The 22,670-nt window shown below is 66.9% G+C and carries 16 protein-coding genes; 10 read left to right on the forward strand and 6 right to left on the reverse strand.

Annotated features, from left to right (window positions below; all coding sequences use genetic code 11):
- Nucleotides 1-881: 881 nt before the first annotated feature.
- Both ITJ40_RS16380 and ITJ40_RS16385 read left to right on the forward strand, forming a co-directional pair.
- Nucleotides 882-4,718, forward strand: coding sequence for a DUF11 domain-containing protein (locus ITJ40_RS16380; RefSeq protein WP_194668090.1), 3,837 nt, complete (start codon nucleotides 882-884; stop codon nucleotides 4,716-4,718).
- Entirely contained in the window at nucleotides 4,711-5,352 is a 642-nt protein-coding gene (locus tag ITJ40_RS16385; protein ID WP_228512742.1) for a class F sortase, read from the forward strand. The genes ITJ40_RS16380 and ITJ40_RS16385 overlap by 8 nt, the downstream gene beginning before the upstream one ends.
- A gap of 208 nt (nucleotides 5,353-5,560) precedes the next feature.
- Here the strand turns inward: ITJ40_RS16385 and ITJ40_RS16390 are convergent, their stop codons facing one another.
- Nucleotides 5,561-6,262 (reverse strand): thioredoxin domain-containing protein, encoded by a 702-nt coding sequence (locus tag ITJ40_RS16390; protein WP_194668092.1) that lies wholly within the window; start codon nucleotides 6,260-6,262, stop codon nucleotides 5,561-5,563.
- 421 nt (nucleotides 6,263-6,683) lie between these two features.
- Between ITJ40_RS16390 and ITJ40_RS16395 the strand changes: the two genes are divergently transcribed.
- Together ITJ40_RS16395 and ITJ40_RS16400 are read left to right on the forward strand one after the other, a co-directional pair.
- Nucleotides 6,684-7,676 (forward strand): GAF domain-containing protein, encoded by a 993-nt coding sequence (locus ITJ40_RS16395; protein ID WP_194668093.1) that lies wholly within the window; start codon nucleotides 6,684-6,686, stop codon nucleotides 7,674-7,676.
- Nucleotides 7,673-8,089: a hypothetical protein gene (locus tag ITJ40_RS16400; RefSeq protein ID WP_194668094.1), complete on the forward strand. Its 417-nt coding sequence runs from the start codon at nucleotides 7,673-7,675 to the stop codon at nucleotides 8,087-8,089. The genes ITJ40_RS16395 and ITJ40_RS16400 overlap by 4 nt, the downstream gene beginning before the upstream one ends.
- A 38-nt stretch (nucleotides 8,090-8,127) precedes the next feature.
- Here ITJ40_RS16400 and ITJ40_RS16405 read toward each other — a convergent pair whose 3' ends face one another.
- On the reverse strand, nucleotides 8,128-9,525 hold the full coding sequence (locus tag ITJ40_RS16405) for an alpha/beta hydrolase (RefSeq protein ID WP_370532079.1): 1,398 nt from the start codon (nucleotides 9,523-9,525) through the stop codon (nucleotides 8,128-8,130).
- Nucleotides 9,526-10,029: 504 nt separating this feature from the next.
- On the opposite strand from ITJ40_RS16405, the gene ITJ40_RS16410 reads away from it, so the two are divergent.
- Nucleotides 10,030-10,779, forward strand: coding sequence for an ABC transporter ATP-binding protein (locus tag ITJ40_RS16410; protein WP_194668095.1), 750 nt, complete (start codon nucleotides 10,030-10,032; stop codon nucleotides 10,777-10,779).
- Nucleotides 10,780-10,993: 214 nt separating this feature from the next.
- Here the strand turns inward: ITJ40_RS16410 and ITJ40_RS16415 are convergent, their stop codons facing one another.
- Nucleotides 10,994-11,311, reverse strand: a complete 318-nt coding sequence (locus ITJ40_RS16415; RefSeq protein WP_228512744.1) for a winged helix-turn-helix domain-containing protein — start codon at nucleotides 11,309-11,311, stop codon at nucleotides 10,994-10,996.
- A 992-nt stretch (nucleotides 11,312-12,303) separates the two neighbouring features.
- On the opposite strand from ITJ40_RS16415, the gene ITJ40_RS16420 reads away from it, so the two are divergent.
- From ITJ40_RS16420 to ITJ40_RS16435, 4 genes are all read left to right on the forward strand, one after another.
- The gene (locus ITJ40_RS16420) at nucleotides 12,304-13,365 is read left to right on the forward strand and encodes a YdcF family protein (protein WP_228512745.1); all 1,062 of its coding nucleotides are present in this window, start codon (nucleotides 12,304-12,306) and stop codon (nucleotides 13,363-13,365) included.
- Between the two features lie 85 nt (nucleotides 13,366-13,450).
- Complete coding sequence (locus ITJ40_RS16425) at nucleotides 13,451-13,705, forward strand: NrdH-redoxin (RefSeq protein WP_194668096.1); 255 nt, start codon at nucleotides 13,451-13,453, stop codon at nucleotides 13,703-13,705.
- Between the two features lie 120 nt (nucleotides 13,706-13,825).
- Nucleotides 13,826-14,611: an ABC transporter ATP-binding protein gene (locus ITJ40_RS16430; protein ID WP_194668097.1), complete on the forward strand. Its 786-nt coding sequence runs from the start codon at nucleotides 13,826-13,828 to the stop codon at nucleotides 14,609-14,611.
- 149 nt (nucleotides 14,612-14,760) lie between these two features.
- Nucleotides 14,761-16,023 carry a permease gene (locus tag ITJ40_RS16435; protein WP_228512747.1) on the forward strand — a complete coding sequence of 421 codons (1,263 nt, stop codon included), beginning with the start codon at nucleotides 14,761-14,763 and terminating at the stop codon, nucleotides 16,021-16,023.
- Between the two features lie 70 nt (nucleotides 16,024-16,093).
- On the opposite strand, the gene ITJ40_RS17505 is transcribed toward ITJ40_RS16435, so the two are convergent.
- The 3 genes from ITJ40_RS17505 to ITJ40_RS16450 all read right to left on the reverse strand — a co-directional run bounded on the left by ITJ40_RS17505 (nucleotide 16,094) and on the right by ITJ40_RS16450 (nucleotide 19,021).
- On the reverse strand, nucleotides 16,094-17,764 hold the full coding sequence (locus ITJ40_RS17505; protein WP_194668098.1) for a YcaO-like family protein: 1,671 nt from the start codon (nucleotides 17,762-17,764) through the stop codon (nucleotides 16,094-16,096).
- Nucleotides 17,765-17,879: 115 nt separating this feature from the next.
- Nucleotides 17,880-18,248, reverse strand: coding sequence for an Lsr2 family protein (locus ITJ40_RS16445; RefSeq protein WP_194668099.1), 369 nt, complete (start codon nucleotides 18,246-18,248; stop codon nucleotides 17,880-17,882).
- Between the two features lie 515 nt (nucleotides 18,249-18,763).
- On the reverse strand, nucleotides 18,764-19,021 hold the full coding sequence (locus tag ITJ40_RS16450) for a hypothetical protein (protein WP_194668100.1): 258 nt from the start codon (nucleotides 19,019-19,021) through the stop codon (nucleotides 18,764-18,766).
- Nucleotides 19,022-19,635: 614 nt separating this feature from the next.
- Here ITJ40_RS16450 and ITJ40_RS16455 point away from each other — a divergent pair.
- Nucleotides 19,636-22,670, forward strand: a 3,035-nt coding sequence (locus ITJ40_RS16455; RefSeq protein WP_370532080.1) for a beta strand repeat-containing protein, incomplete at its 3' end; no start/stop codon positions are given.

The raw sequence follows: 22,670 nt of genomic DNA on the forward strand, positions 1-22,670 counted from the left end.
TCCGCCGACTTCCCGGGCTGCAACGTGGTGTGTGCTGGGTGCGCCGGTGGCGGACACATCCGTGCACTCATCCCGTCAGGGGCGTGCGCATCCGCATTGCGGCGGTGGAGCGGCGACGTGAACACGAGCGAAGCACGGATACTGGCCTTGCATGCGAGCCTGGGACTACCCGGCGATTCGCCGAACGCAAGATCGCGGGAGAGCCTTCGTAGAGTACGCCTGCATCGTTGTCCCCGGCCGACGACCGCGACCGCCCTCATGCGTCGTACCTGCCTTCAGGGAGACAGTGTTCTTTCCTTCAGTAGGCAGGTGGCTCTGGAGCTCCTCGAGGTGATCGATAGTGCTCGTGCAGTCGATGCCCGAGATGTCGTCGCCGACACGGTGTCGCCGGTGGGCATCCACGCACCCCTCCCGCTTTTAGCCCCGTCGCGCCAGCATGACGTGACGGGCATGAGCGCTGGATGCCCCGCTCCCGCGGCTTCAGTCCCTGGGCTGGTGCTCGGAGGTCTGAGGCGGCTCGATGCTTCCGTGATCGGAAGATGCGGCGGGAGTCTGCCTCCCGACCCCTTGAGGTCCGAAGATCTCGTGGCGAAGTCCCCTGAGCGCATGGTGCCGGTACAGGTCGGGGGTGAGAAGAGGGAGGACAAGGGTGAGGAAACGGGCGGTATCCGCGCCACAAGTTGGCGGATCCGCGCAACCGCCTATCTACTGGTGCACGCTCCCAGGACTACCGACATCCATGACGCTGGTGAGCCCGGACACACAGTAAGGACCCAACCGTGCACCAACTTGTCTCTCGCCGCCGTGATGGCGCGCCTCCACGGAGTGTGGGTGCTGTCGCGGCGACACTGAGCCTCACGCTTTTCGTCGCGTCGCTCAGCGTGGTCGCCCTCACCCCCTCGTCGGCCACCGCGGCCCCCGGTAACCCGGGAACGCCCAGCGCTCCCAAGACCCTGTACACCGAGAACTTCGAGAACCAGTCCACGACCAACCCCGTGCCGCTCGGCTCTTACACCGGCGCCGACGGCACGACCTATGGTGCGGATGGCCTCTACACGGACCAGGGCGAGTGCAACGGACTCATCTTGAGCGTCAATTCGACATATGTGGGAAACCAGTGCGCCAACGGATCTAACGCGGCCAACAACAAGATCACGTTGAAGAGCATGGTGAGCGCGCTCGGCGCGCTCAATGGCACCGGTGCGGCCAACAACGCCGTTTCAGCGATGACGGCGCAGCAGGATGTGCCGCCGAACACCGTGGAGTTCCGGACCACGAAGGACATCTCCCTTCCGACCGCGAACGGACGCTTCATCACCTTCGGTGTCAACGTGGCGGCCGCATGTGCTGACGGAGGCGCGAACTTCAAGCAGCCCAGGATGGCATTCAACTACGTCGCGAGCGACGGAACGGAGACGTCTACGACGAACTCTCCTGTCAATCCTTGCGATGGCGGAGGAGGCGGCATCCAGGCGAAGTCACTTGTCTCGGACAAGGGCATCCTCTTCAGCGGCAACAAGGTCGGCATCAACATGCGCAACGTCGATGGCGGCGGCAACCGCGGCAACGACCACGCGTTCGACGACATCAAGATCCTCGACGTCACCCCGCAGCTGGACAAGTCGTTCACCCCTGCGCTGCAGCGGACCGGCGACGCGTCGACGCTGACCTTCACCGTCACGAACACCAGCGAGCTCGGTTCCAAGGATGGTTGGTCCTTCAAGGACAAGCTCCCGGCGAACCTGACGCTGGCGAACTCCACCGTGGGCGGCACCTGCAACGCGACCACGACCGCGACGGCCGGCGGTGACACCATCGACGTCACGAACGGCAAGCTGGCGAAGGGGGACAGGTCGTGCACGATCACCGTCCAGGTCACGTCGACGACGGCGGGCACGTACTCCAACTGCCCCACCACGAACGTCACGACGACCGGCCTCGACCTCCCCGCATGTGCAAACGTCGAGTTCCGCGACCCCAGCTACACGACCGCGAAGACCGTCGACAAGACGACCGCGATCCCCGGCGACAACGTCACCTACACCGTCACGGTCAAGAACACCGGTGGGGTCCCCTACACGGCCGAGAGACCAGCGACCTTCACCGACGACCTCTCGAAGGTCACCGATGACGCCACCTACAACAACGACGCCACGCAAGGGGCGACCGTCTCCGGCAACACCCTGTCGTGGTCGGGAGCCCTCGGGGCGAACGAGACCAAGACGATCACCTACTCGGTCAAGGTCAACAACCCCGACACCGGGGACCACCACCTCGACAACGTGGTGACCCCCACCGGGCCCGGTGGCACGTGCGAGACTCCCGGCGGCTGCGCCACGCGCTCGGACGTCAAGGAGTTCTCGACGACCAAGACCGTGGACGCCACGGCGGTCAACCCCGGCGAGAAGGTCACCTACACGATCACGGTCCAGAACACCGGTCAGGTGGCGTACACCGCCCAGGACCCCGCGAAGCTGACCGACGATCTCTCCAACGTCACCGACGATGCCACCTACAACGGCGACGCCTCGAACGGTGCGACGGTCAACGGCAACACGCTGTCGTGGTCGGGCTCCTTGGCCGTCGGAGAGACGAAGACGATCACGTACTCGTTCACGGTCAACAACCCGGACACCGGAGACAAGCGGCTGAAAAACCAGGTGGTGCCGGATGGCTCCAACGGCGGCCAGTGCATCGTCTGCTCCACCCAGGTGCCGACGCGATCTGGGACGATCACCAAGTCGGCGGACAAGACCACTGCCAACCCCGGTGACACCATCACCTACACGATCACGCTTACGAACGACGGCCAGGCCGACTACACGGCCGCCAACCCCGCGGGCTTCTCGGACGATCTCTCGCAGGTCGTCGATGACGCCAAGTACAACGGCGATGTCAGTGGCGGCGCGACCCAGAACGGGAACACCATCTCGTGGCAGGGGCCGCTCGCGGTCGGCGAGGTGAAGTCGTTCACCTACACGGTGACTGTGAACAACCCGGACACGGGTGACCACCAGCTGAAGAACCAGGCGGTGCCCTCGGTACCCACCTGGCCCACGCCTCCTCCTGTCGTGGTGCCGGTGAAGGAGTACAAGGTCGACAAGTCGGCGGACATGAAGAACGTCCGGCCGGGTGAGACCGTCACGTACACGATCACCGTGACCAACACGGGTGCGGTCGACTACACGGCCGCGGACCCCGCGGGCTTCTCGGATGACCTGTCGCAGGTCGTCGATGACGCCAAGTACAACGGGGACGTCACCGGTGGCGCGACCCAGAACGGGAACACGCTCTCCTGGCAGGGACCGCTCGCGGTCGGTGCCGCCACGACGTTCACGTACTCGGTGACGGTGAACAACCCGGACACGGGTGACCACCAGCTGAAGAACCAGGCGATTCCGCAGGATCCCAACATCCCGCCGCCGCCGGAGGTCGTGGTGCCGGTGAAGGAGTACAAGGTCGAGAAGTCCGCTGACAAGACTTCCGTCAAGGCCGGTGACACCGTGACCTACACGATCACGCTGACCAACACGGGCCAGTCCGACTACACCGACACCGACCCCGCGGGCTTCTCGGATGACCTGTCAAAGGTCCTCGATGACGCCAAGTACAACGGTGACGTCACCGGTGGGGCCACGCAGGATGGGAACACGTTGTCTTGGAAGGGACCGCTCGCGGCTAGCGCCGTGAAGACGTTCACGTACTCGGTGACGGTCAACAACCCGGACACGGGCGACCACCAGCTGAGGAACCAGGCCGTGCCCCAGGACCCGACCATCACGCCCCCTCCGGAGGTCGTCGTGCCGGTCAAGGAGTACAAGGTCGAGAAGACGTCCGACAAGCCGGATGCCGCGCTGCGGTCCGGTGAGACGGTCACGTACAAGATCACCGTGACCAACACGGGTGGCGTCGACTACACGGCTGCGGACCCGGCAGGGTTCTCGGACGACCTCGCCATGGTCACGGACGATGCGACGTACAACAACGACGTGACCGGTGGTGCGACCGTCAACGGGAACACCGCTTCCTGGTCCGGTGCTCTCGCTGCGGGCGCCGTGAAGGAGTTCACCTACTCCTTCACCGTCAACACCCCGGACACGGGCGACCACCACCTGAAGAACCAGGCCGTGCCGAACGACCCCGACTTCCCGCCGCCGCCGCCCGTGGAGCACTTCGTGCCCACGTACTCGGTCTCGAAGTCCGTGGACAAGTCCAGCGCCAAGCCGGGTGACATCGTCCGTTACACGATCACCATCACGAACACCGGGCAGGCCGCGTACACGCAGGAGAAGCCGGCATCGTTCACGGACGACCTCTCGCAGGTCGTGGACGACGCCACGTACAACCGCGACGCCAGCAACGGCGCGACGGTCTCCGGGCGCGTCCTCTCGTGGAAGGGGCCGCTGGCGGTGGGGGAGACGAAGACGGTGACGTACTCGTTCACGGTCAACACCCCGGACACCGGTGATCAGAAGCTCGCGAACACGGTCATCCCGACCGATCCGTCCGGCTCCTGCATCACGCCGGGAGGCTGCGCGACGACCACGAACGTCGTGCCGGACCCGCCCCACTTCCCGAGGGTCGCGACCGGCGGCATGGCGGTCGGCTCCGATCTGCTGTGGCCGATGGTCGGTCTTGCGGGTGGTTCCTTGATGGCGATGCTGGCACTGCTGGTGCTCGTGATGGCAGGCCGTCGTCGTGATGGCGACAGTGCCTGATCGACCCACCCCCACGCGGCGCCGACGATGGATCCTCATCGTCGGCGCCGTCGGCGTCGCCCTGACCGTCGGCTCTGGCATCGGCATCGCCAGGTACTTGGCCAGCCCCGTGGACATGGCCGGAAACCACGTCGCCTATGAGGAGTTCTCCGCTCCGTCGGCGGAGGAATCCGATGCCGTCGAGCAGAACGGCACGGATCGGTTCGCCGTCGACTCGGTGGGCTTGGATGTCCCGCTGGGTGCGCTCAAGACCGTGCGGGGCGTGATCGAGCCCCCCGGCTTCACCTCCGCGTACTGGGTGCGCGATCAGGGTGTGGCTCCGGGAGATGGAGCTCAGGGCACGGTCTTCGTGGTCATGCACTCGCTCCGCGATGGAGGGCAGGGTCCGGGCAACTACCTCATCGACGTGGCGAACGGGACGTCCAAGATCGGACTCGGAGCGAAGATCCGAGTCGATGACGTCACGTACTCCGTCACGGGGACGCAGGCGATCGACAAGCCTGCAGTCGCGGATGCGTCCGCGATCTGGGCGAACGTCCCGGGCCGGCTGGTCATCATCACCTGCCTCCAGAAGCCCGGCGGGGGTGCCTCCACGCAGAACGTCGTGATCGAGGCCCAGCAAGACGGACGCTGAGATGAGTTCCACGGGAGCGGAGTCGCAGCTGCTCCGGTTCTGGAGGGCCGGGGCTCACTGAGCGATCGGGGGAGGCGGGCCGGGGCCGCACGCGAGAGGCGTGCGACCCCGGCCCGCGTGCGTCGAGGGGCCGGGAAGCCATCGATGCGGTGCTCTCGCGTAGACGAGATGCAGCTACCGGGGACCCGACGATGTCGAACACGCAGCGTCAGGGATTCCCCATGTCGTCAGGGAGAATCGCTCCGGCGGAACGCAAGGCCTCGACGAGGTTCTGGTGCGAAGCGGTCGCGACAGTGCTTCCCTTCACGCGGAGTGTCGGCACGCTCGTGATCCCGGCCGCCGCTGCTGAGCGTGTGCTCGCGTCGATCCACGCGTCGAACGCGCCCGCGGCACTGCACGAGACGGTGTCTTCGTCGTCAGCTCCGCTGGCGATGAGCCATGTCGCGGCGTCCTCCTTCGTCCAGGAGGCGGTGCTCGTCGCGTGGTCCTCGAAGAGCTTCGCGTGCACCAACGGCCATGAAGCGGGCTGGTGCGCCAGCACGCACGCGGCGGCGTTGCCAGCGACCGTGCCGTAGCCGCTCACGAGTCCAAGGGGGTGGTAGGCGATGCGCACTTGGCCCGTCATCACGATCCGATCGAGCAGGGAACCGAAGGCCGACTCGAAGGTCCTGCACTGTGAGCACGAGTAGTCCTCGTAGATGTCGAGTGTCACGGGTGCGGTGGGTCGCCCGACGAGAACACCATCGGGAGTCGTCGTCACGGCTGTCTTCTCCGTGCCGTGCACGAGCACGACCCTCGTGTCCACGACGGGCTGGCGGGACTGCCCTTCGGTGGTCGTACGCGTAGCCACGGCGGTGACGACGATGGCGAGGAGTGCAAGGCTGACTCCGATCGACATCGTCGCGCGCACGGCTCTGTTCCTGCGGGACAGCAGCGCTCCATCGAGCCGCCTCGAGCCTCGAGCCTCCTCCGTGGCCCCCGGAGTGCGTTGCCGTGCGCGGGTGATCCTGTTGCTCATGGAATGGAGCTCCGTCTCGTCTCTCGGGAGGGGTGTCGGGGTGATGCGCAGGCCGCGCTGCGAGTTCTTGCCTCGCTAGGTGATGGACAGCGGGCGGTGCCGCAGGAGGAGCAGGCCGTGGCGACGGGCGGGAGGGCGACGCTCACCTCCCACGTCACCCGCATGGCGCATCAACCTCGTCGGCGGGACACCCTGACTCCATACCCGCTCGGCCGCCCGGCGCTCGGAGTCGCGTTACGTTGGCATCGAAAGCGGCCACGGCACCTCGCGCTCCGCGCCACGGGCTTGAGGGGCCATTCGGACAGGGGCGGGGATGCGGCCGATCGGACAGGTCGACGAAGACGTCATCGGGGCAGCGCTTGTGGCCCTGCAGAACGCTGCGAGCGTCGGATGCGACCTCTCCGAGACCATCGCCGCGGCCTTCGACATGGCCGGCGCGACCGTCGCGACGATCGGCGATCTCCTCGGTACCGCGGTGGTGTGCTCCACCTCCATCGACTACGCGACCCTCGCCGGCATGCTGCTCGACACGGGGGAGGGCCCCTGCTGGCGCGTCTCCTCGACAGGGAGCGCGGTGTTCGAGCCGGATGTAGGGGCCCAGGTGGAGACGGATCCCTCTCTTGCTCTTCGGATGATCCACGACGCCGGCGTGCGTGCCGTCTTCTCCCTGCCCATGATCGTCGCCGGGACGTTCATCGGGACTGTCGACATGTACTCGTCGCGGCCGAGGGTGTTGAGCGACGCTGAGCTCGAGGCGGCGCAGAGGTTGTGCAGCGTGGCCGCTCGCCAGGTCCTGTTCCGTGCGCTGCTCCCGGCCGAGCGGCAGGAAGCCGGGGAACTCGTCCGAGGGGACAGGGAGTCCCGCCGCTCGGTACGCGACGCCATCGACCTCATCATGGCCCAGACCGGTGAGACGGCCTACGGAGCCTCTCTCGCGTTGCGCGGCCGGGCGGACGAGACCGGGCGCTCGATCAGGGAGGTCGCGGCGGCAGCGGTAGCAGGCACCCTGGCCTTCCCGAGCAGAGAGGAAGCCCTGCAACGCGCGTTCGATCAGCAGACCGAGGCGACTCGACTCGATGTGCCTCATGCCCGTGGAGGTGATCCCGATCGTCGTCGGCAGGCTCCCGGATCCGGCACCGACGGATCCTCTGACCGACGTCATGTCACACGCCCCCTCGCGGATCTCGATTCACCGGCCGGCGTCCGTGTCGACGGAGGAGAGGGCGGCCGTTCAGGCGCGATGCGAAGCGGAGCGACCGGTGTCGATGGAGACCTCCGGCTGCCCGCGGCTCCTGGGCCGACATGACCGACCCTTACTCCCCCCTCGCGGCTGCACTGCGGGCGGCGGTCGCGCATATGGACGATGCGGCCGATCCGGCGTGGGGTGCGTTGACAGGATTGCAGCGGACCCTCCTGTCTCTCCTCGCCGAGCCCGAGCGACAGGACCGGTACTCCCTGGCCGAAAATTCGCATACAGCTCGCTCGGCGGTCGTGCCCAGCGTCCGGTCCCTCATCACCCGCGGTCTGGTGAGGGAGGTCCGCGGCACCGAAGGGATGTCGCTGGTGTTGACGACCCGTGCATGGCTCCTCGTCGATGATGTGCGGCTCCACTGGCGACAAGCGCTCGAGGACGCTGCGGTCGCAGGGGAGCAGGCATTGAGCCCTGATGATGCTCGTCTGATCACCGGGGCTCTCGAGAGGTTCTTGCGATCCGGCTGAGGAAGACGATCGGCACGTCATGGCCGTATGCGCGCTCGTCACGGCGTCATTCCCAGACGTTGCCCGAGTAGGGGCAGCGCCTCCTTCGCGCAGCTTCGGACGGTCCTCCAGTCGTGCGCGCTGCCCGTGGCGACGTGCAGCCGGCTATCCATTCCCGCAGATCGGCCGGCGGCGTCGAGAGCCTCAGCGACGGGCCGGAACTTCTGGTCCTGATCGCCGACGCAGAACATCGCCGTCGAGCTCGGATACGGGGCGTTCCTCGCCATGATGCTCGCCGGGAACGCTGCGTCGTACGCGTCCTGATCTCCGCCGAACGCGACATCCACCGTCGTCCGGCCCGCGAAGGGGCCGAGCTCCCCGGAGATGTCGACCAACCCGGAGAAGAGATCCGGTCGGCTCGCGCCCAATTGGGCTGCGCACGTCCCGCCCTGCGAGAAGCCCATCACGGCCCAGTGGGAAGGGCTCGACGATACCCGCAGATTGGTGCGTATCCAGGTCGGGACGTCCCGCGTCAAGTACGACGCGGAGTTGCCCAGCGGGGAGTCGATGCACATCGGGTTCTTGTGCTGCCCGCCCAGCTGGTCGGGGATCACCACGATCGGAGCGAGTCCGTGGTGGTCGGCCGCGTATTCGTCGAGGATGCGGTCCAAGCGAGCGGAGGCGATGAGATCCAGCGGTGCACCGGGCTGCCCGGCGAACGCGATCAGCACGGGCAGCTCGGGCGCATCCGGCACGAGTGCCGCGGGAGGGAGGTAGACGATGGCATCGCGCGCGCGGAATCCTGATTCCGCACCCGGTATCTCGACGTAGCCGACCCGGCCTCTGACGGGTTGGTCCGTGCTGGGGGTGAATGACGTCTCCATCGGCGGGGCGCTCGTGTCCGCGTTCATGTCAGGAGCCGGTCGGGGGATCGATCTCATGTCGAGGTGGGTGACCCGGATCAAGCCGAAGGCTGCGGCGACGGTGGGATACTCCTCGACATCCGCGTTGATGCCGACCGCTCCCGAGAGCACGGCGAGCGGCGCCAGGACGACCGCCAGCATCTGGTGCGCGATGCGCAAGCTGCGGGGTGGAGCCGCGAACCCACCGATTCCGGTGACGCTGCTACGACTCAGGACGATGAGGGCGATGGCGACTCCGAGTTCCGCCGTGCCCAGGGCCGCCCACCGCTTTGTCGAAGCCGACAGCCCGAAGCCGAACACGACGAGGACGTCACTGATGAGCCATCCGATCAGCACGCCGACGAGGGCTCCGATGACAGCGCCCGTCGCGACGCCGATGGCCAGGGGCCATGCGTCGCGCCTGCGTGCGCCGCGGGTGAGCCGCGCGCGGCGCGCGATGACGGCGAGAAGCGTCGCCACCACTGCCGGGAGGAGCGCCGCGGCCGTGACGGTGGAGGGGGAGATGAGGGACATCTCGCCGAAGGAGTGCTGCACGGTGCTTCCTCTTGCGGTCACGATCAGGGGGCGTTGTCGCCAGGCCGGTCGAGCATCACCTGTTCGCGCGGACGGCTCGCGTGGGTCTCCTGCCATGGATGGATGACCGACTGCAGCTGCGCGCGGCGGCGCATGGAGGCCGTCTGGGTCCCGTGGGACAGGCCGGACCGGCTCCTTCCGCCAGCCTGCCGCAGCAGCGGTCGGCGTGAGCTCCATCACGACGCGTCCGCTCGGATATCGCCCTGGAGTTCATACTCGAACGCTGCGGGGGCGGGTCCGTGTAGCACGGACCTCGCCTCGCGTGCTCGACACGTCACCTCGTTGGTGCGCGGGATCCTTTTCGTTCCGAGGTCGCCGGATCGGGGCGACGGATGGGGTTCTGCTGGCGGCACCCACGACCTCCCGACCGCAGTGCCTCGTCGTGGCTCATGTCCACCGCACGGATGATCAGGCGGGCCCTCCAGGGCGACGACCCGGGCCTCGAGGTTCCCTAGCTTCGAGGTCATGGTCATCTCGAGCTCTTCCGTCGTCGCCCACCTCGATGCTGTCCGCAAGACGTATGGCGACGACCATTCGCCTCCCGTCTTGGGTGGAATCAGCCTGTCGGCCGTCGCCGGTGAGCTCACGGCCATCCTCGGACCCAGCGCATCGGGAAAGTCGACTCTCCTGAAGGTGCTGGGCGGTCTCGACACGGCGATCCAGGGTCACGCATACCTGGGCGGCGTGGAGATCACCGGGATGGACGAGGAGGAAGTGGGCCCACTGCGCCTCCGGGATGTCGGCTTCGTGTGGCCGCTCGATCTCATCCCCACGCTCGATGTGATCAGCAACCTGCGCTTGCCTCTCGCGTGGGGCGGCCAGTTGACGCAGATGGCGCGCAATGTGCGGGCGGATGACCTGATCGCCTCGTTCGGGTTGCAGGAGCATCGGCTCCTCTACCCTCACCAACTGTCAGCCGGTGAGGAGCGCCGGGTCTCGATAGCTCGCGCGCTGGCGTCTGACCCCCGACTCGTCCTCGTCGACGACCCCACGGACGGCCTCGACGCCTGTTCCACGGGAGAGGTGCTCGCGCTGCTCCGGGCGTCTACCCGCGAATTCGGACCGTCGATCTTCATGGGGACTCGAGACGTGTTCGCTGCCTCGCAAGCAGATCGAGTGCTCTTCCTGCAGGACGGCGTGGTGGTCCGCGACGAGCGGGGGTTGCCCGTCGAGGAGGTCACACGGGCGATGCTCGAGATTGAGGAGGCGGTATGAGGGGAGCTGGCCTGCCTCTTGAGCGAGACGACCTCTCGTTGTGAGGGCACGAGCCGCAGCCGGCGGGGCTTCTTCCCCGCCGCCACGGCCGCGCCTCCGCGTCGCCGGGCGGTGTCAGCGGACCGCTGTGCGGAGTGATTCGTGAGCGGCCCGGGCCGGCACCTCGGCACGGCCGGAGATGGCCCATCAGGCGGCCAGTCGTGATCGTCGCGGTTCAGCTCAAGAGGAACTTCGCGAAATCGAGAGCATCCGCCGCGACGCGATCACGCACCGCCCAGTACCTGGTGCCCGAGGGCTTGCGCCGGTACGACGGATCCGCATCGTCGGTGACGTATCCCGCTTCGGTCAGGGCGTAGATCGCCTCTCTGCATCCAGCCGCCGATATGTCCAGCGCTTGCCGGAGCTGATCGAACGTCATCGGCCCGCGTAGCAGCTGGCGCAGCACGGTCACGCGAGAGGGGGCTTGGGCCAGCACCTGGAACGCGATCACGTTGCGGGGTGCGCCTTGCTGTCGCATCAGGTCCTTGGGCATGGGGTGGATTGTCTCGCGTTGCGCGGAACCCCATCCGACTCATCGCGAGAAGCGATCTAGTACCAGGGTGAAATGCGGTGTGAGTATCCGGGCGAGCAGCCTGCCGCGCGTGCGATGGCCCCTGAAGATCGCGGTTACCGCTTCAACCCAAGGGGCATCCGGCCCTGCAGTGACCATCCACGAAGGTGTGCTCAAAATGGCACGACCGACTTGCTTGTCGGATGGCACCATGCAACCATCGAGCGACGTCGCGGTGGTCCCATCCCCCCTTTGAGGCCACCGCCACGTCAGATCGCCCTCAGCCCGAGGAACCGGATCGTGGTCAGCTGAGGTGGTCGGTTCCGCGTGATGCGTGCGGCACGTTCCGCTGACTGCGCTCTTAATGCGGAATTCGCTAGCCGGCCTCGACCGGGTGCTCTGGTCGAGGCTGGTCCGCCCTCTGGGGCCGAAGCCCGTCCTTCCCTGCCGGGCGTAGCGCGAACGCACGCCGAGCAGACCCTCGTCAGTCGGCACGATCGGCTCCAGGATCCGGCATGAGGGTCGGCCGAGGGCTCGAGCGGTCGCCCGGGAACATGCTCGGCAGCATCACGCTCAACGAAGAACCCGAACAGCGAAAAGCGAGACGACGCGCGCGATGACCGAGAAAGCGCTGCCATGGCTCGCCTGGGGATGATCTCCTCCGTGAGGCATGCATTTCAGGGTGAGGTGCGGGGTGAGAGTGCGGCGAGATGATGGTGACTCGTGATGGATTGACGCAGAGCAGGTGGCAAGCGGCCCATCGACTGTACGCATGATGGACAGCGACTGCATTTCATCGCGTAGGGTACCCTCGTGCCCAATGATCCCGTCAGTCGCGCCCCAGGCGACCGACGCATGCGATTGAATGGCCCGTTCTGGGGCTGGCCGGAAGTCATCAGAAATAGCCTGACGAGCAATGGGAAGAGTGACGAGATGGTCCGTTCGCTCGATATCGACGGTTACAGGGGCAACAATTGATCAGCACGGTGGCATGGAGCAGCGCAGGAATCGCGTTGATCTTCGGCGTGCTGTACATCGCAGGCCGGCGACATGATGCGAGGATGCTCCGCAACGGAATATTCTTGGTCGCCATGTTCGCGAGCGCTGCTTTGGCGCTGCTCCTCGGTCTTGCGCTGTCAGTGCCGGCCATAGCGGTCATCATCTCGCTGCTCGTGGCGCTTCTCATACCGCTCGCAGGTTTCATCCTGGCAGTCGTGCTCATCGTCAACGGCGTGCAGATGATGCGCCTCGAAGGGCGGAGCATCAGCAATCTCCTGTCCTTCATGGCCGGTTTCCTCCTCCTGCTCGTGCCGGCTGCTCTCGTCGGAGGCGTCGCTCTCGCGAGCGACATGAAGGCGACTGACCCCGCGTTCATCGCACTGTTCATCCTCGAGTTGCTGTTGTTCCTCGTCCCCTCGTATTTCGCGGTGTCGTTCGTCACGTTCACCGTGTATTCCATCGTCTACAGCAGGACCCGACATCGCATGGTCCCCGATGCGATCGTGGTACTGGGATCCGGTCTGATCCGCGGGCAGGTGCCGCCGCTGCTCCGCAGCCGCCTGGATCGAGCTCTGCAGTCGTACGCAGCTGAGCGGGCGATGGGTCGCGTCCCGCTGCTGATCCCCTCAGGTGGCCAGGGTCACGACGAGCCCCGCTCCGAGGGGGCCGCGATGGCCGAGTACCTGATCACGCACGGGGCGCTGTCCGAACATGTGCTCCCCGAGACGGCGTCGCGGAACACGCAGCAGAACCTCAGCTTCTCGCGGAAGGTGCAACTGGATGCGGGACGCGACGGTCAGATCATGGTCGTGACGAACAACTACCACGTACTGCGCACTGCCGTCCTGGCGCGGAAGCTGGACCTGCCGGCGCAGGTGGTCGGGTCGAGGACGGCGCGTTATTACGTGCCGAGCGCATTCTTGCGCGAGTTCATCGCGGTCACGGTCGAACATCGATGGTTGAATGTGGCCGCGTGCGCTCCGTTCGTATTGTTGGCACTGTATCCGCTGATCGAATACTGGAACGGACAGACGTGACGACGGAGTGCTGCGAGGGGCCGCGACGAAGGAAGCCCTGGCTGGGCATTCGCGGCGGAGATGCGGCGACGAGAGGGAGATCGTGATGGCGTCGGAAGTGCTCGTGACGGGAGTGCCGAGCAGCGCGGGGTTCAGGGACACCCTTCGTCGCTTCGAGGAGAAGGGCATCGACTACCGTGTGACCCGCGCGGTCGATGGCCTCGACAGAGGATATCAGACCGTGGTGGTGCAGGCCGGTGCGGCGGTATGGACCGGATTTCGGCCGGAGCTCATCGACGCGCTCGCGCATCCGTCGGTCGAAGAGGACGGCCATCGATACAGCGGCACGGCGCCGCAATGACGGCAACGGAAAGGTCGGCGATCTCTCCGGGGAATCCATCGCCGTCATCGAGAGTATGACGCGAGATGGTACCGGAGGAGGACGCGGCGGCGATGCGCCGACCGGGAAGCTGATTCGGTGATGAAAACTCCGATACTCCACGCGTCAGGTCTCGTCCTCCGATATGGGGAGTCTCCCGCGATCGACGGCATCGATCTCCGCATCCATCAGGGCGAATCCATAGCGATCATGGGGCCCTCTGGCTCCGGTAAGACGAGCCTTCTGCACTGCCTTTCCGGTGTGCTCCGTCCGGATTCCGGGACGGTCACGTTCAGCGGCCTGTCCGGGGTCGTCGAGATCTGCGCCCTCTCCGACGGCAAGCGGTCTCAGATGCGTCGGCAGGACTTCGGCTTCGTCTTCCAGCAGGGCCTCCTCGTGCCGGAGCTCACTGCGGTCGAGAACGTCGCGCTTCCGCTTCTGCTGTCCGGCGCAGATCGGCGGGGGGCCGAGAAGCACGCCACCTCCTGGCTCGCGGCTCTTGGTCTCGCCGGCATGGAGCAGCGCCGGATCGGCGAGCTGTCCGGAGGGCAGGCCCAGCGCGTCGCCATCGCCCGCTCGCAGGTCAGTGGTGCGTCGCTCACCTTCGCCGACGAGCCGACCGGTGCTCTCGACTCGGCGACGGGGGTGGGCGTCATGGACGCGCTCCTGCACTCGACGGTCGCGCAGGGCCGGACTCTGATGGTGGTCACCCACGATGAGTCCGTGGCTGCGAGATGCACGCGCATCGTGCGACTGGTCGACGGCCGCATCATCAGCGACTCCGCCCTGGACGCTTCTGCCAAGCCCCCGACCACGTCTGTCCCCCGGCTCTATCCACGGCACGGTGGCTCGGCACCGGAGCGCGACGGCCGCGATGGTCTCTCATGACCGACACCGTCTCGCGCCCGGTGCCGGCCGCGGACGCGATCCCGCGGATGACAGGTCGCCCGTCGATCCCCCGTCTTGCGTGGGCTCTCGCGCGCCCGGGGGCGGTGAGCCCCGCCACTGTCGTGCTGCCGATCGTCGCATTCGCCGTCATGACCGCGCTCCTGCTGACCGTCGTCGGGGGCGCGCTCATGTTCTGGAGCTGGACGGGTCGCGATGCGAGCGTCTACCAGGTCATGGCCTGGATCGCGCTGTCGCTGCTGGTGGTGCCCATCATGGCGCTCGGCGGCGCCGCTGCTCGTCTTGCCACCCGCCGTCGTGACGACCGCCTGGCGACCTTGCGCCTCCTCGGCGCGACGACGCTGACCATCACGCTCATGACCGTCCTCGAGTCGACAGCCCTCGCTGTCATCGGTTCGGTCATCGGCGTGGTCGTGTACGTCGTCGACATGCCGCTCATCGGTCTGATCCCGTTCCACGGCCGGCCGATCGGACCGGTGGCGATCTGGGCGGGACCCGCGGTGACAGCCGAGATGGTGGCGGGCGTAGCTGCACTCGCCATCGTGAGCTCGGTCGTCGGCTTGCGCCAGGTGATCGTGACCCCGTTGGGCGTGCGCATGAAGCAGCGGCCGCCGCGCATCTCCAGGCTCCGGCTGTTCGTGGGCTCCCTGCTCATCGTCGGCGCGTTCCTGGCGGTCACGCACCACGACGACTTCTCCCGCATCGTCTCCGTGGCGGTCATCGCCGTGGCGTTCAGCGTGGCGATCGCCGCATTCAACATCAGTGGCCCGTTCGTCCTGTCGGTGTTCGCGCGGCGCAAGGTCCGCTCGGCGAAGAAGGCCGCTCACCTCCTGTCCGCGCGCGGAATCCTCGAGTCGCCGAAGTCGTCGTGGCGCCTCGTCAGCGGTGTCGCGATGACGAGCTTCACGGCCGTCGTCATGGGCTCCGGTGCCGCGCTCACCATGCAAGGCGAGAGTGGTGCCCCCTCCGACTACCTGACGATGGACATCCGCACGGGCCTCCTGATCACGCTCGTCGCGTCGTTCCTCATGGTCGCGTCATCCGCGGGCGTGAGCCAAGCTGCCGCTGTGCTGGAGAGGCGGGACCTCTACGTGAGCCTCGATCGCATCGGGATGCCGGTGTCGGAGATGGACCGAGCACGTGTGCGCTCCGTGATGCAGCCTCTCGTCTTCGTGTCGCTGACGTCCGCTGCCGTGGGCGCCCTCTTCATCTCCCCGTTCGCAGGGCTGGCCTTGGCAGGGGGAGGCATCGATCCGACCGCCTTGATCCGTGACGCAGTGCTCGTGACCGGGTCGTGCATCGTGTCCGGCATCGTGCTCGTCCGCCTCGCCCTCCTCGCGACGCGACCGATCCTGGTGAACGTGCTGGCGCACCCGGAGCGCTCGCTCGGATGACCTCGGTAGGGGATCCTGCGCGCTTCACCGAGCGACGTCGATCACGGGGGTGGAGGGGCGCCGCCTCTCCTCAGACGACGAGCGGGCCGCCGTACCGCAGCCGGGGTGCGGGATGGCCGAGGAACATCGCGAAGCGCTGAAGTCGACGTGAGGGCGAGCTGCAGGTGGTCTCCTCCAGGGCTGTGCCGGACATGACGACCTTGTGCACCGCGATGCCGCGCTCCTCCACGAGGGGGATGTCGAACACCGACATCCCCTGGGCCTCGGCGTCGATCAACAGCTGGCGGAGCTCGTGCCTCTCATGCAGGCCGAGATCTGCCACGCCGACCTCCGGCCCATCGTGCATGTCGGGGAACAGGCCCGGCAGCGCGTCGACCGCTGAACCCGTGAACCAGAGGTTGCGCATGTCCGTGTCCCTGGGTGCTATCGCGACGCGGGCGTCGAGCGAGTGGAGCATCGACATGCACTCGAGGAACGCATCACGCACGCTCGCGGAGAGGGTCGAGGCGAAAGCCGAGCCGAACGAGGCGCGTGCGCGGTGCGAGGCGCCGCAGACCATGGCCACCGTGACGACCGGGGCGTCGAACGGGTTGTCCAGCAGGGTGACCGAGAACCGGGCGTCGACGGCGGACATCGCGTCGCGCACATCCTCGGGTACGAGCGCCCATCCGAGCGGGGTGGGCAGCGCCTCCGTCCGTGCGTAGTACTGGAACGCATCGCGCTCCACGACCTCGCGTAGGCCCAGGTGGAAGGCCTCGACGGCGGATGCGCGACACGCTGCACCGCCTGCGTCGGAGGGGGCGATCTGCGACGCGCGACGAGGATCATGGCGATGGATCGCCAGGGCAGCGGGGACGTAGACGGAGCGGCCCTCGAGGATGTCGACGGCAGGCATCCACTCCCGGGAGAGGGCCATGGAATGGGGCATCCCGAGCGGAGCGTCGACATGTGCGAGGCCGAACACGCGCTCGACATCGACCGCCCCCTCGAGCTCGAGGGCGGACGCCTCCACGACGAGCGGATGCGTGCCCTGTCCCAGGGTGTACCGCTCGAGCGCGGCACCCAGACAGCTGGCGAGGGCCTCGGCGTCGGTGGCCCCCTTCCCGCGCGCCATACCCGCCAGGTCGGGGTCGAAGGCATCGCGGATGGGCGCTGTCGCCAGTGATACGCCGCGAGACCGACGAGCTGTCGTCGGGTTGCCGGCGATCGACGCGAACCCGAACGCCCACCTCATGCGCGACACGAAGGAGGCGGCTCGGGAAGCGCGGTCATCGTCCGATGACTCAAGGCCACCGGTCGTCTCCATAGTGACCATGGAGGCGAACGTCGGCGGGACCACGGGCCGCCCGCGGCCGGAGCAGTTCGGGCATCCCGCCACGGGGCGGATGCAGGACCAGTCCTGGCTGGCGTAGGCATCGGTGACCGCCATGGAGAGGTCATGCAGGTTGTGGAACGCCTGCACGATCTCGCGGGCTCCGGAGTCGTGGGGGCCGGGAGCCGCTCCTGTCCCGTAGTGGTGCTCGAGGAAGGCGGGAATGGTCGATAGGCAGCGTGTGCACGCATCGCGCTCGTCGGTCCGCAGCAGCGCCCAGGTGACGTGGCCCGATCCGAACAGGCACGCGCGTGCGTGCATCTCATCGAGGGAAGCTGACGCGACGACGAAGATGTGCCGTTCCGCAGGCAGGAGCCCGAGCTCGATGCAGATCTCGACGTACGCCCGGTACGGGTCTCTGGGGGCCACTGTGTCCTCGTGCTCGTGTCTGTCATGGGTCCGGATCGTCGGGCACCGACCTCTCTGACGGATCGATGGCCATCCCCGGACGAGACAGCCCTCGACCAGTGAGGGCTGTCGGCGCTCAGCCGCGGCGACGTGCAGTCGGCGTGGCTCGTCCCTGTTCCCGGTCCCGAGCGAGCAGGGGGTCGGCGATCCGACCACGGCCGCCGACGGGCAACCCGTTCTCGCGCAGCCAGGCGTGCGCGTCTGCGCGTTCTCGGGTCTGGACGGTCGTCCGATCGGCGTGCCGCGATGGTCTCGACGGTGTTCGGCGAGCGGCGTCCAGGTACGGCTCGAACGCCTGTCGGAGCTCTGCAGCGTGCGTGATGCTCAGATCGATCTCGAACAGCAGGCCGTCGATGCCGAACCGCACGGTCTCGCCGGGATTGAGGTCGTCCAACATCGAACCGTCGATGTCGTCGAAGGTGTGGGACATGTCGTTCGTCGCCATTCAGGGCTCCTGGTTCGTTGCGTGGGGGGCCGCGCGGCCGCAGGGCGCGTCCTCCATCGGCGGCGGCGATGCGTCCCTGCTCGTGCGGGCGCGGATCCGCATCATTGGGACATGCGACGCCAGACCGCTTGGGCGTCCGCGAGGTGCTGGCCGTTCTCCGGGAGGCGCAGCCACTCCGTGTAGGTGTGGTCCCTGCCCAGACGACACCGGCACGTGAGAGCCACCGCTTGGCCGGTGGCGGTCGTGTGCGTCTCCTGGTGGCGCCGACCGGTGAGCGTGGTGATCGCACCGTCCGGGGAGTCACCTCCTGCGAGCGGACGACCGTCCGGAGCCTGGACGCTCCGTGCCCGCCAGCGGGCGGTCATCCGTGCCTCGCCCTGAGCAGGAGGCAGCCGACGATGAACGACAGCGTCGATGCTCCGAGCAGGCAGGTGCTGCAGGCGTCGCCGACGTATGCCGACACCACTGACCCGACTCCCAGAGCCAAGGAGAACTGCAGGAGGACCAAGCCCGCGTTAGCGCGCATGACGGCCGACGATGGTTCGGAATGCGCGGATCACGCGTATGAATCTCCCGCGGAGGCCCCCGTGGTCGCGCGCACGATACTGCGTCTGCGCATCACGCATGCGCCGCCGGCGCATGCGATCCATCTCTCGGATCGCCTCGGGGACGAACGCGATGTAGACCTCGCTGGCCCCGGCGCGGCGACGGCGATACCAGTGGTAGGCCTTCGTGCGGTGCCGTTTCCGGTGGGGTGTGCGGCCGATGGGCATGCGGGTCCTTCTCTCATCCGCGCGTCGGGTCACGTGATCAGCTCGTTCCCCAATGGGGATCGGGGCACGAGATGCATGCGACTCGGTGGTGCGAGAAGAAGGATGGCGGTGCCGGACCAGGAGGAGCGGAGGAGCGGAATCCCCAGCACGCGAGCACTCTACGGCCGCGTGGCGAGGATCAGGGAAGGGAGTCCGAGAAATCGTCCTGCACATCACCCCGGGCAGCACAAAACTCTAGATCAGTACTACTGATCTAGTACGAGGTCGGTTTTGGAGTATGACCCCGACGTATCATCGCTCCTGACCGGAGCATATGCGGAATGTCACCACTTTGGGGGGCGTCCGTTGGGGAATTCGACTCACCGCAGGGTGAGATCGACGTGATCAACCGCTCAATCCATGCCTATTCGCTAGGTGAAGGAACGGGCGGGATATGTACTGGCCGGGCCACGTCGATGTCTCTGGGGACCGTCGACATGTCAGCCGCCACCCACAGCAGAAGGACATCTGACATGAGATCAACCGGCTCCACCACCCACCCTCGCAGCCCTCAGGGGTCTAAGCGGTGGCTCCGACTGGATGCGACCACCAAGCAGAGTCGCTTCTCCGCCGCGGTGCTCGCCATCGCTTTGATCACCTCGTCTCTGACTCTGGGATCGGGCCTGTTCGGGCCAGCTCCGGCGGCACAGGCTGCCGCGGGCAACCCGGGTGTCCCCAGCGCCCCGACGACCCTGTACACGGAGGACTTCGAGAACGCCGCGACGGCGACGGCCATCCCTTTGACGTCGTACACGGGTGCGACCGGGACGACGTACAACTCGGACGGTCTCTATGGGGATCAAGGTGAGTGCAATGGGCTGGTACTGAATCCCAACTCGGCGTTCGCTGGCAACCAGTGCGTGAACGGCCCCAACAGCGTCAACAACAAAGCGACCCTGAAGAACATGGTAGGGGCCCTTGGCGCGCTCAATGGCACGGGAGCGGCGAACGATGCTGTCTCGGCGATGACAGCGTCACAGAATGTGCCGCCGAACACCGTGGAATTCAGGACCACGAAGCAAATCGCCTTGCCCGCCGCGAACGGCCGCTTCATCACGCTGGGGGTAAGCGTCGCCGCGGCGTGTGGTGACGGCGGAGCCGACTTCAACCAACCTCGTCTGGCCTTCAACTTCGTAGACAGCGCGGGACGCGAGACGTCCGCGACGAACAATCCTGTCAATCCGTGTGGCGGGGCCACGCAGGGGATTCTCGCGAAGGCGCTCGTGTCGGACAAGGGAATTCTTTTCAGCGGCTCGTCTGTCGGAATCAACATGCGAAACGTCGATGGCGGGGGAAACCGTGGTAACGACCATGCATTCGACGACATCAAGATCCTCGACGTGACGCCGCAGCTGGACAAGTCGTTCAGCCCGGCCAGCGCGAGGACGGGGGGCAATTCGACGCTCACCTTCACCATCACCAACACGAGCGAGCTCGGGCAGAAGAACGGTTGGTCCTTCACCGACGCCCTCTCGTCGGGGCTCACGATCAGCAACCCTTCCGCCGCGACAACGACCTGTGCATCAGGCGTAGTGACCGCCCCGGCGGGTGGCACCAGCGTCGCCGTCACCGGCAACCTCAATGCGGGGCAGACCTCCTGCACCGTCTCCGTCAACGTGACCTCGAACACGGCCGGCACCTACACGAACGGCCCGCAGAACGTCACGACGACCGGCCTCAACCCTCCTGGCACCTCCACCGTCACGTTCAGCAACCCGAGCGTCGGCGTCATCAAGCGCGCCGGCACCCCGGTGGATGTCAACGGCAACGGCGTCACCGACGCGGGTGACACCATCCAGTACACCTTCGACGTCACGAACACGGGAGACGTCCCCCTGTCGAACGTCTCCGTCACGGATGCGAAGGCCGGCACGGTCACCTGCCCCTCCGGGACACTCGCCCCGCAGGCGACGGTGACCTGCAGCGCCGCCGCGCCGTACACGATCACGACCGCCGACCAGAACGCGGGCGCGGTGAACAACACGGCGACCGCTTCGGGGACGCCGCCGAACTCCACGACCCCGGTCACCTCGACGCCGTCCACCACGAGCACTCCCGTGACGACTCCCGTGCAGTCCCTGACGCTGGACAAGACCGCGACGCCTTCCGACGCCGCGTCGTTCACCGTGGGACGGCAGATCACCTACTCGTTCCTGGTGACCAACACGGGCAACGTGGCGCTGAACGACGTCAGCATCGATGAGACCTCCTTCACCGGTTCTGGCACGCTCTCCAACGCGACCTGCCCCGCGACGACCCTCGCGGCCGGAGCCTCGACCACCTGCACCGCCACCTACACGGTGACGCAGGCGGACGTGGATGCCGGCGGCGTGACCAACACGGCGGTCGCGAACGGCACCCCTCAGGGGAGCACCACGCCGATCCCGTCCAACCCCGACACCGTGGTGCTGCCGGGCCTGAGCACGCCGTCCATCACCCTGCAGAAGACGGCCTCGCCGACGACGATCAGCGCCGCGGGCGATGTGGTGACCTACTCGTTCGCCGCCACGAACAACGGCAACGTCACGCTGACGAACGTCACGATCGATGAGACCCAGTTCAGCGGCACCGGCACCGCGCCGGTCATCACGTGCCCGTCGGGTGCCGCGTCGCTCGCTCCGGGCGCGTCGGTCACCTGCACGGCGACCTACACCGCCACGCAGGCGGATGTCGACGCCGGGCAGATCACGAACACGGCCACCGCGACCGGCACCCCGCCGCGCGGCCCGGCCGTCACGTCCGACCCCTCGCAGGCAGTCGTCACGGCCGACCCGAACCCGTCCGTCGCGGTCGTGAAGTCGGCGAACCCGAGCTCGATCATGAACGCGGGCGAGACGGTCGACTACTCGTTCGTCGTCACGAACACGGGCAACGTCACGCTGACGAACGCGTCCGTGTCCGAGACCCAGTTCAGCGGCACGGGTACGGCTCCTGTGGTGTCCTGCCCTGATGCGGCCGCGTCGCTCGCTCCGGGCGCGTCTGTGACGTGCACGGCGTCGTATGTGGCGACGCAGGCGGATGTGGATGCGGGTTCGATCACGAACACGGCGACGGCGACGGGGACTCCTCCGAGTGGTGATCCGGTGACGTCGGATCCGTCGTCTGCTGTGGTGACCGCTGGTGCGGCTCCGGGTCTGACGATGGTGAAGTCGGCTAACCCGACGGCGGTGTCGAAGGTGGGTGACACGATCACGTATTCGTTCTTGTTCACGAATACGGGTAACACGACGTTGACGAACATCACGGTGAATGAGACGGCGTTCTCGGGAACGGGTACTCCGTCGGCTGTGGCTTATCCGACGCGTACGTTGGCGCCGGGTGAGTCGACGACGGCGACGGCGACGTATGTGGTGACGCAGGCGGATGTCGATGCGGGCAAGGTCGATAACTCGGCGACGGGTGCGGGGACTCCTCCGGGGGATACTCCGGTGGTGGTGACGCCTCCGTCGGATGTGACGGTCCCGATCGATCCGGCTCCGGGTCTGACGATGGTGAAGTCCGCTAACCCGACCACGGTGTCGAAGGTGGGTGATACGATCACGTATTCGTTCTTGTTCACGAATACGGGTAACACGACGTTGACGAACATCACGGTGAACGAGACGGAGTT

Source organism: Clavibacter sp. VKM Ac-2872 (assembly GCF_015351105.1).
GTDB lineage: Bacteria > Actinomycetota > Actinomycetes > Actinomycetales > Microbacteriaceae > Clavibacter.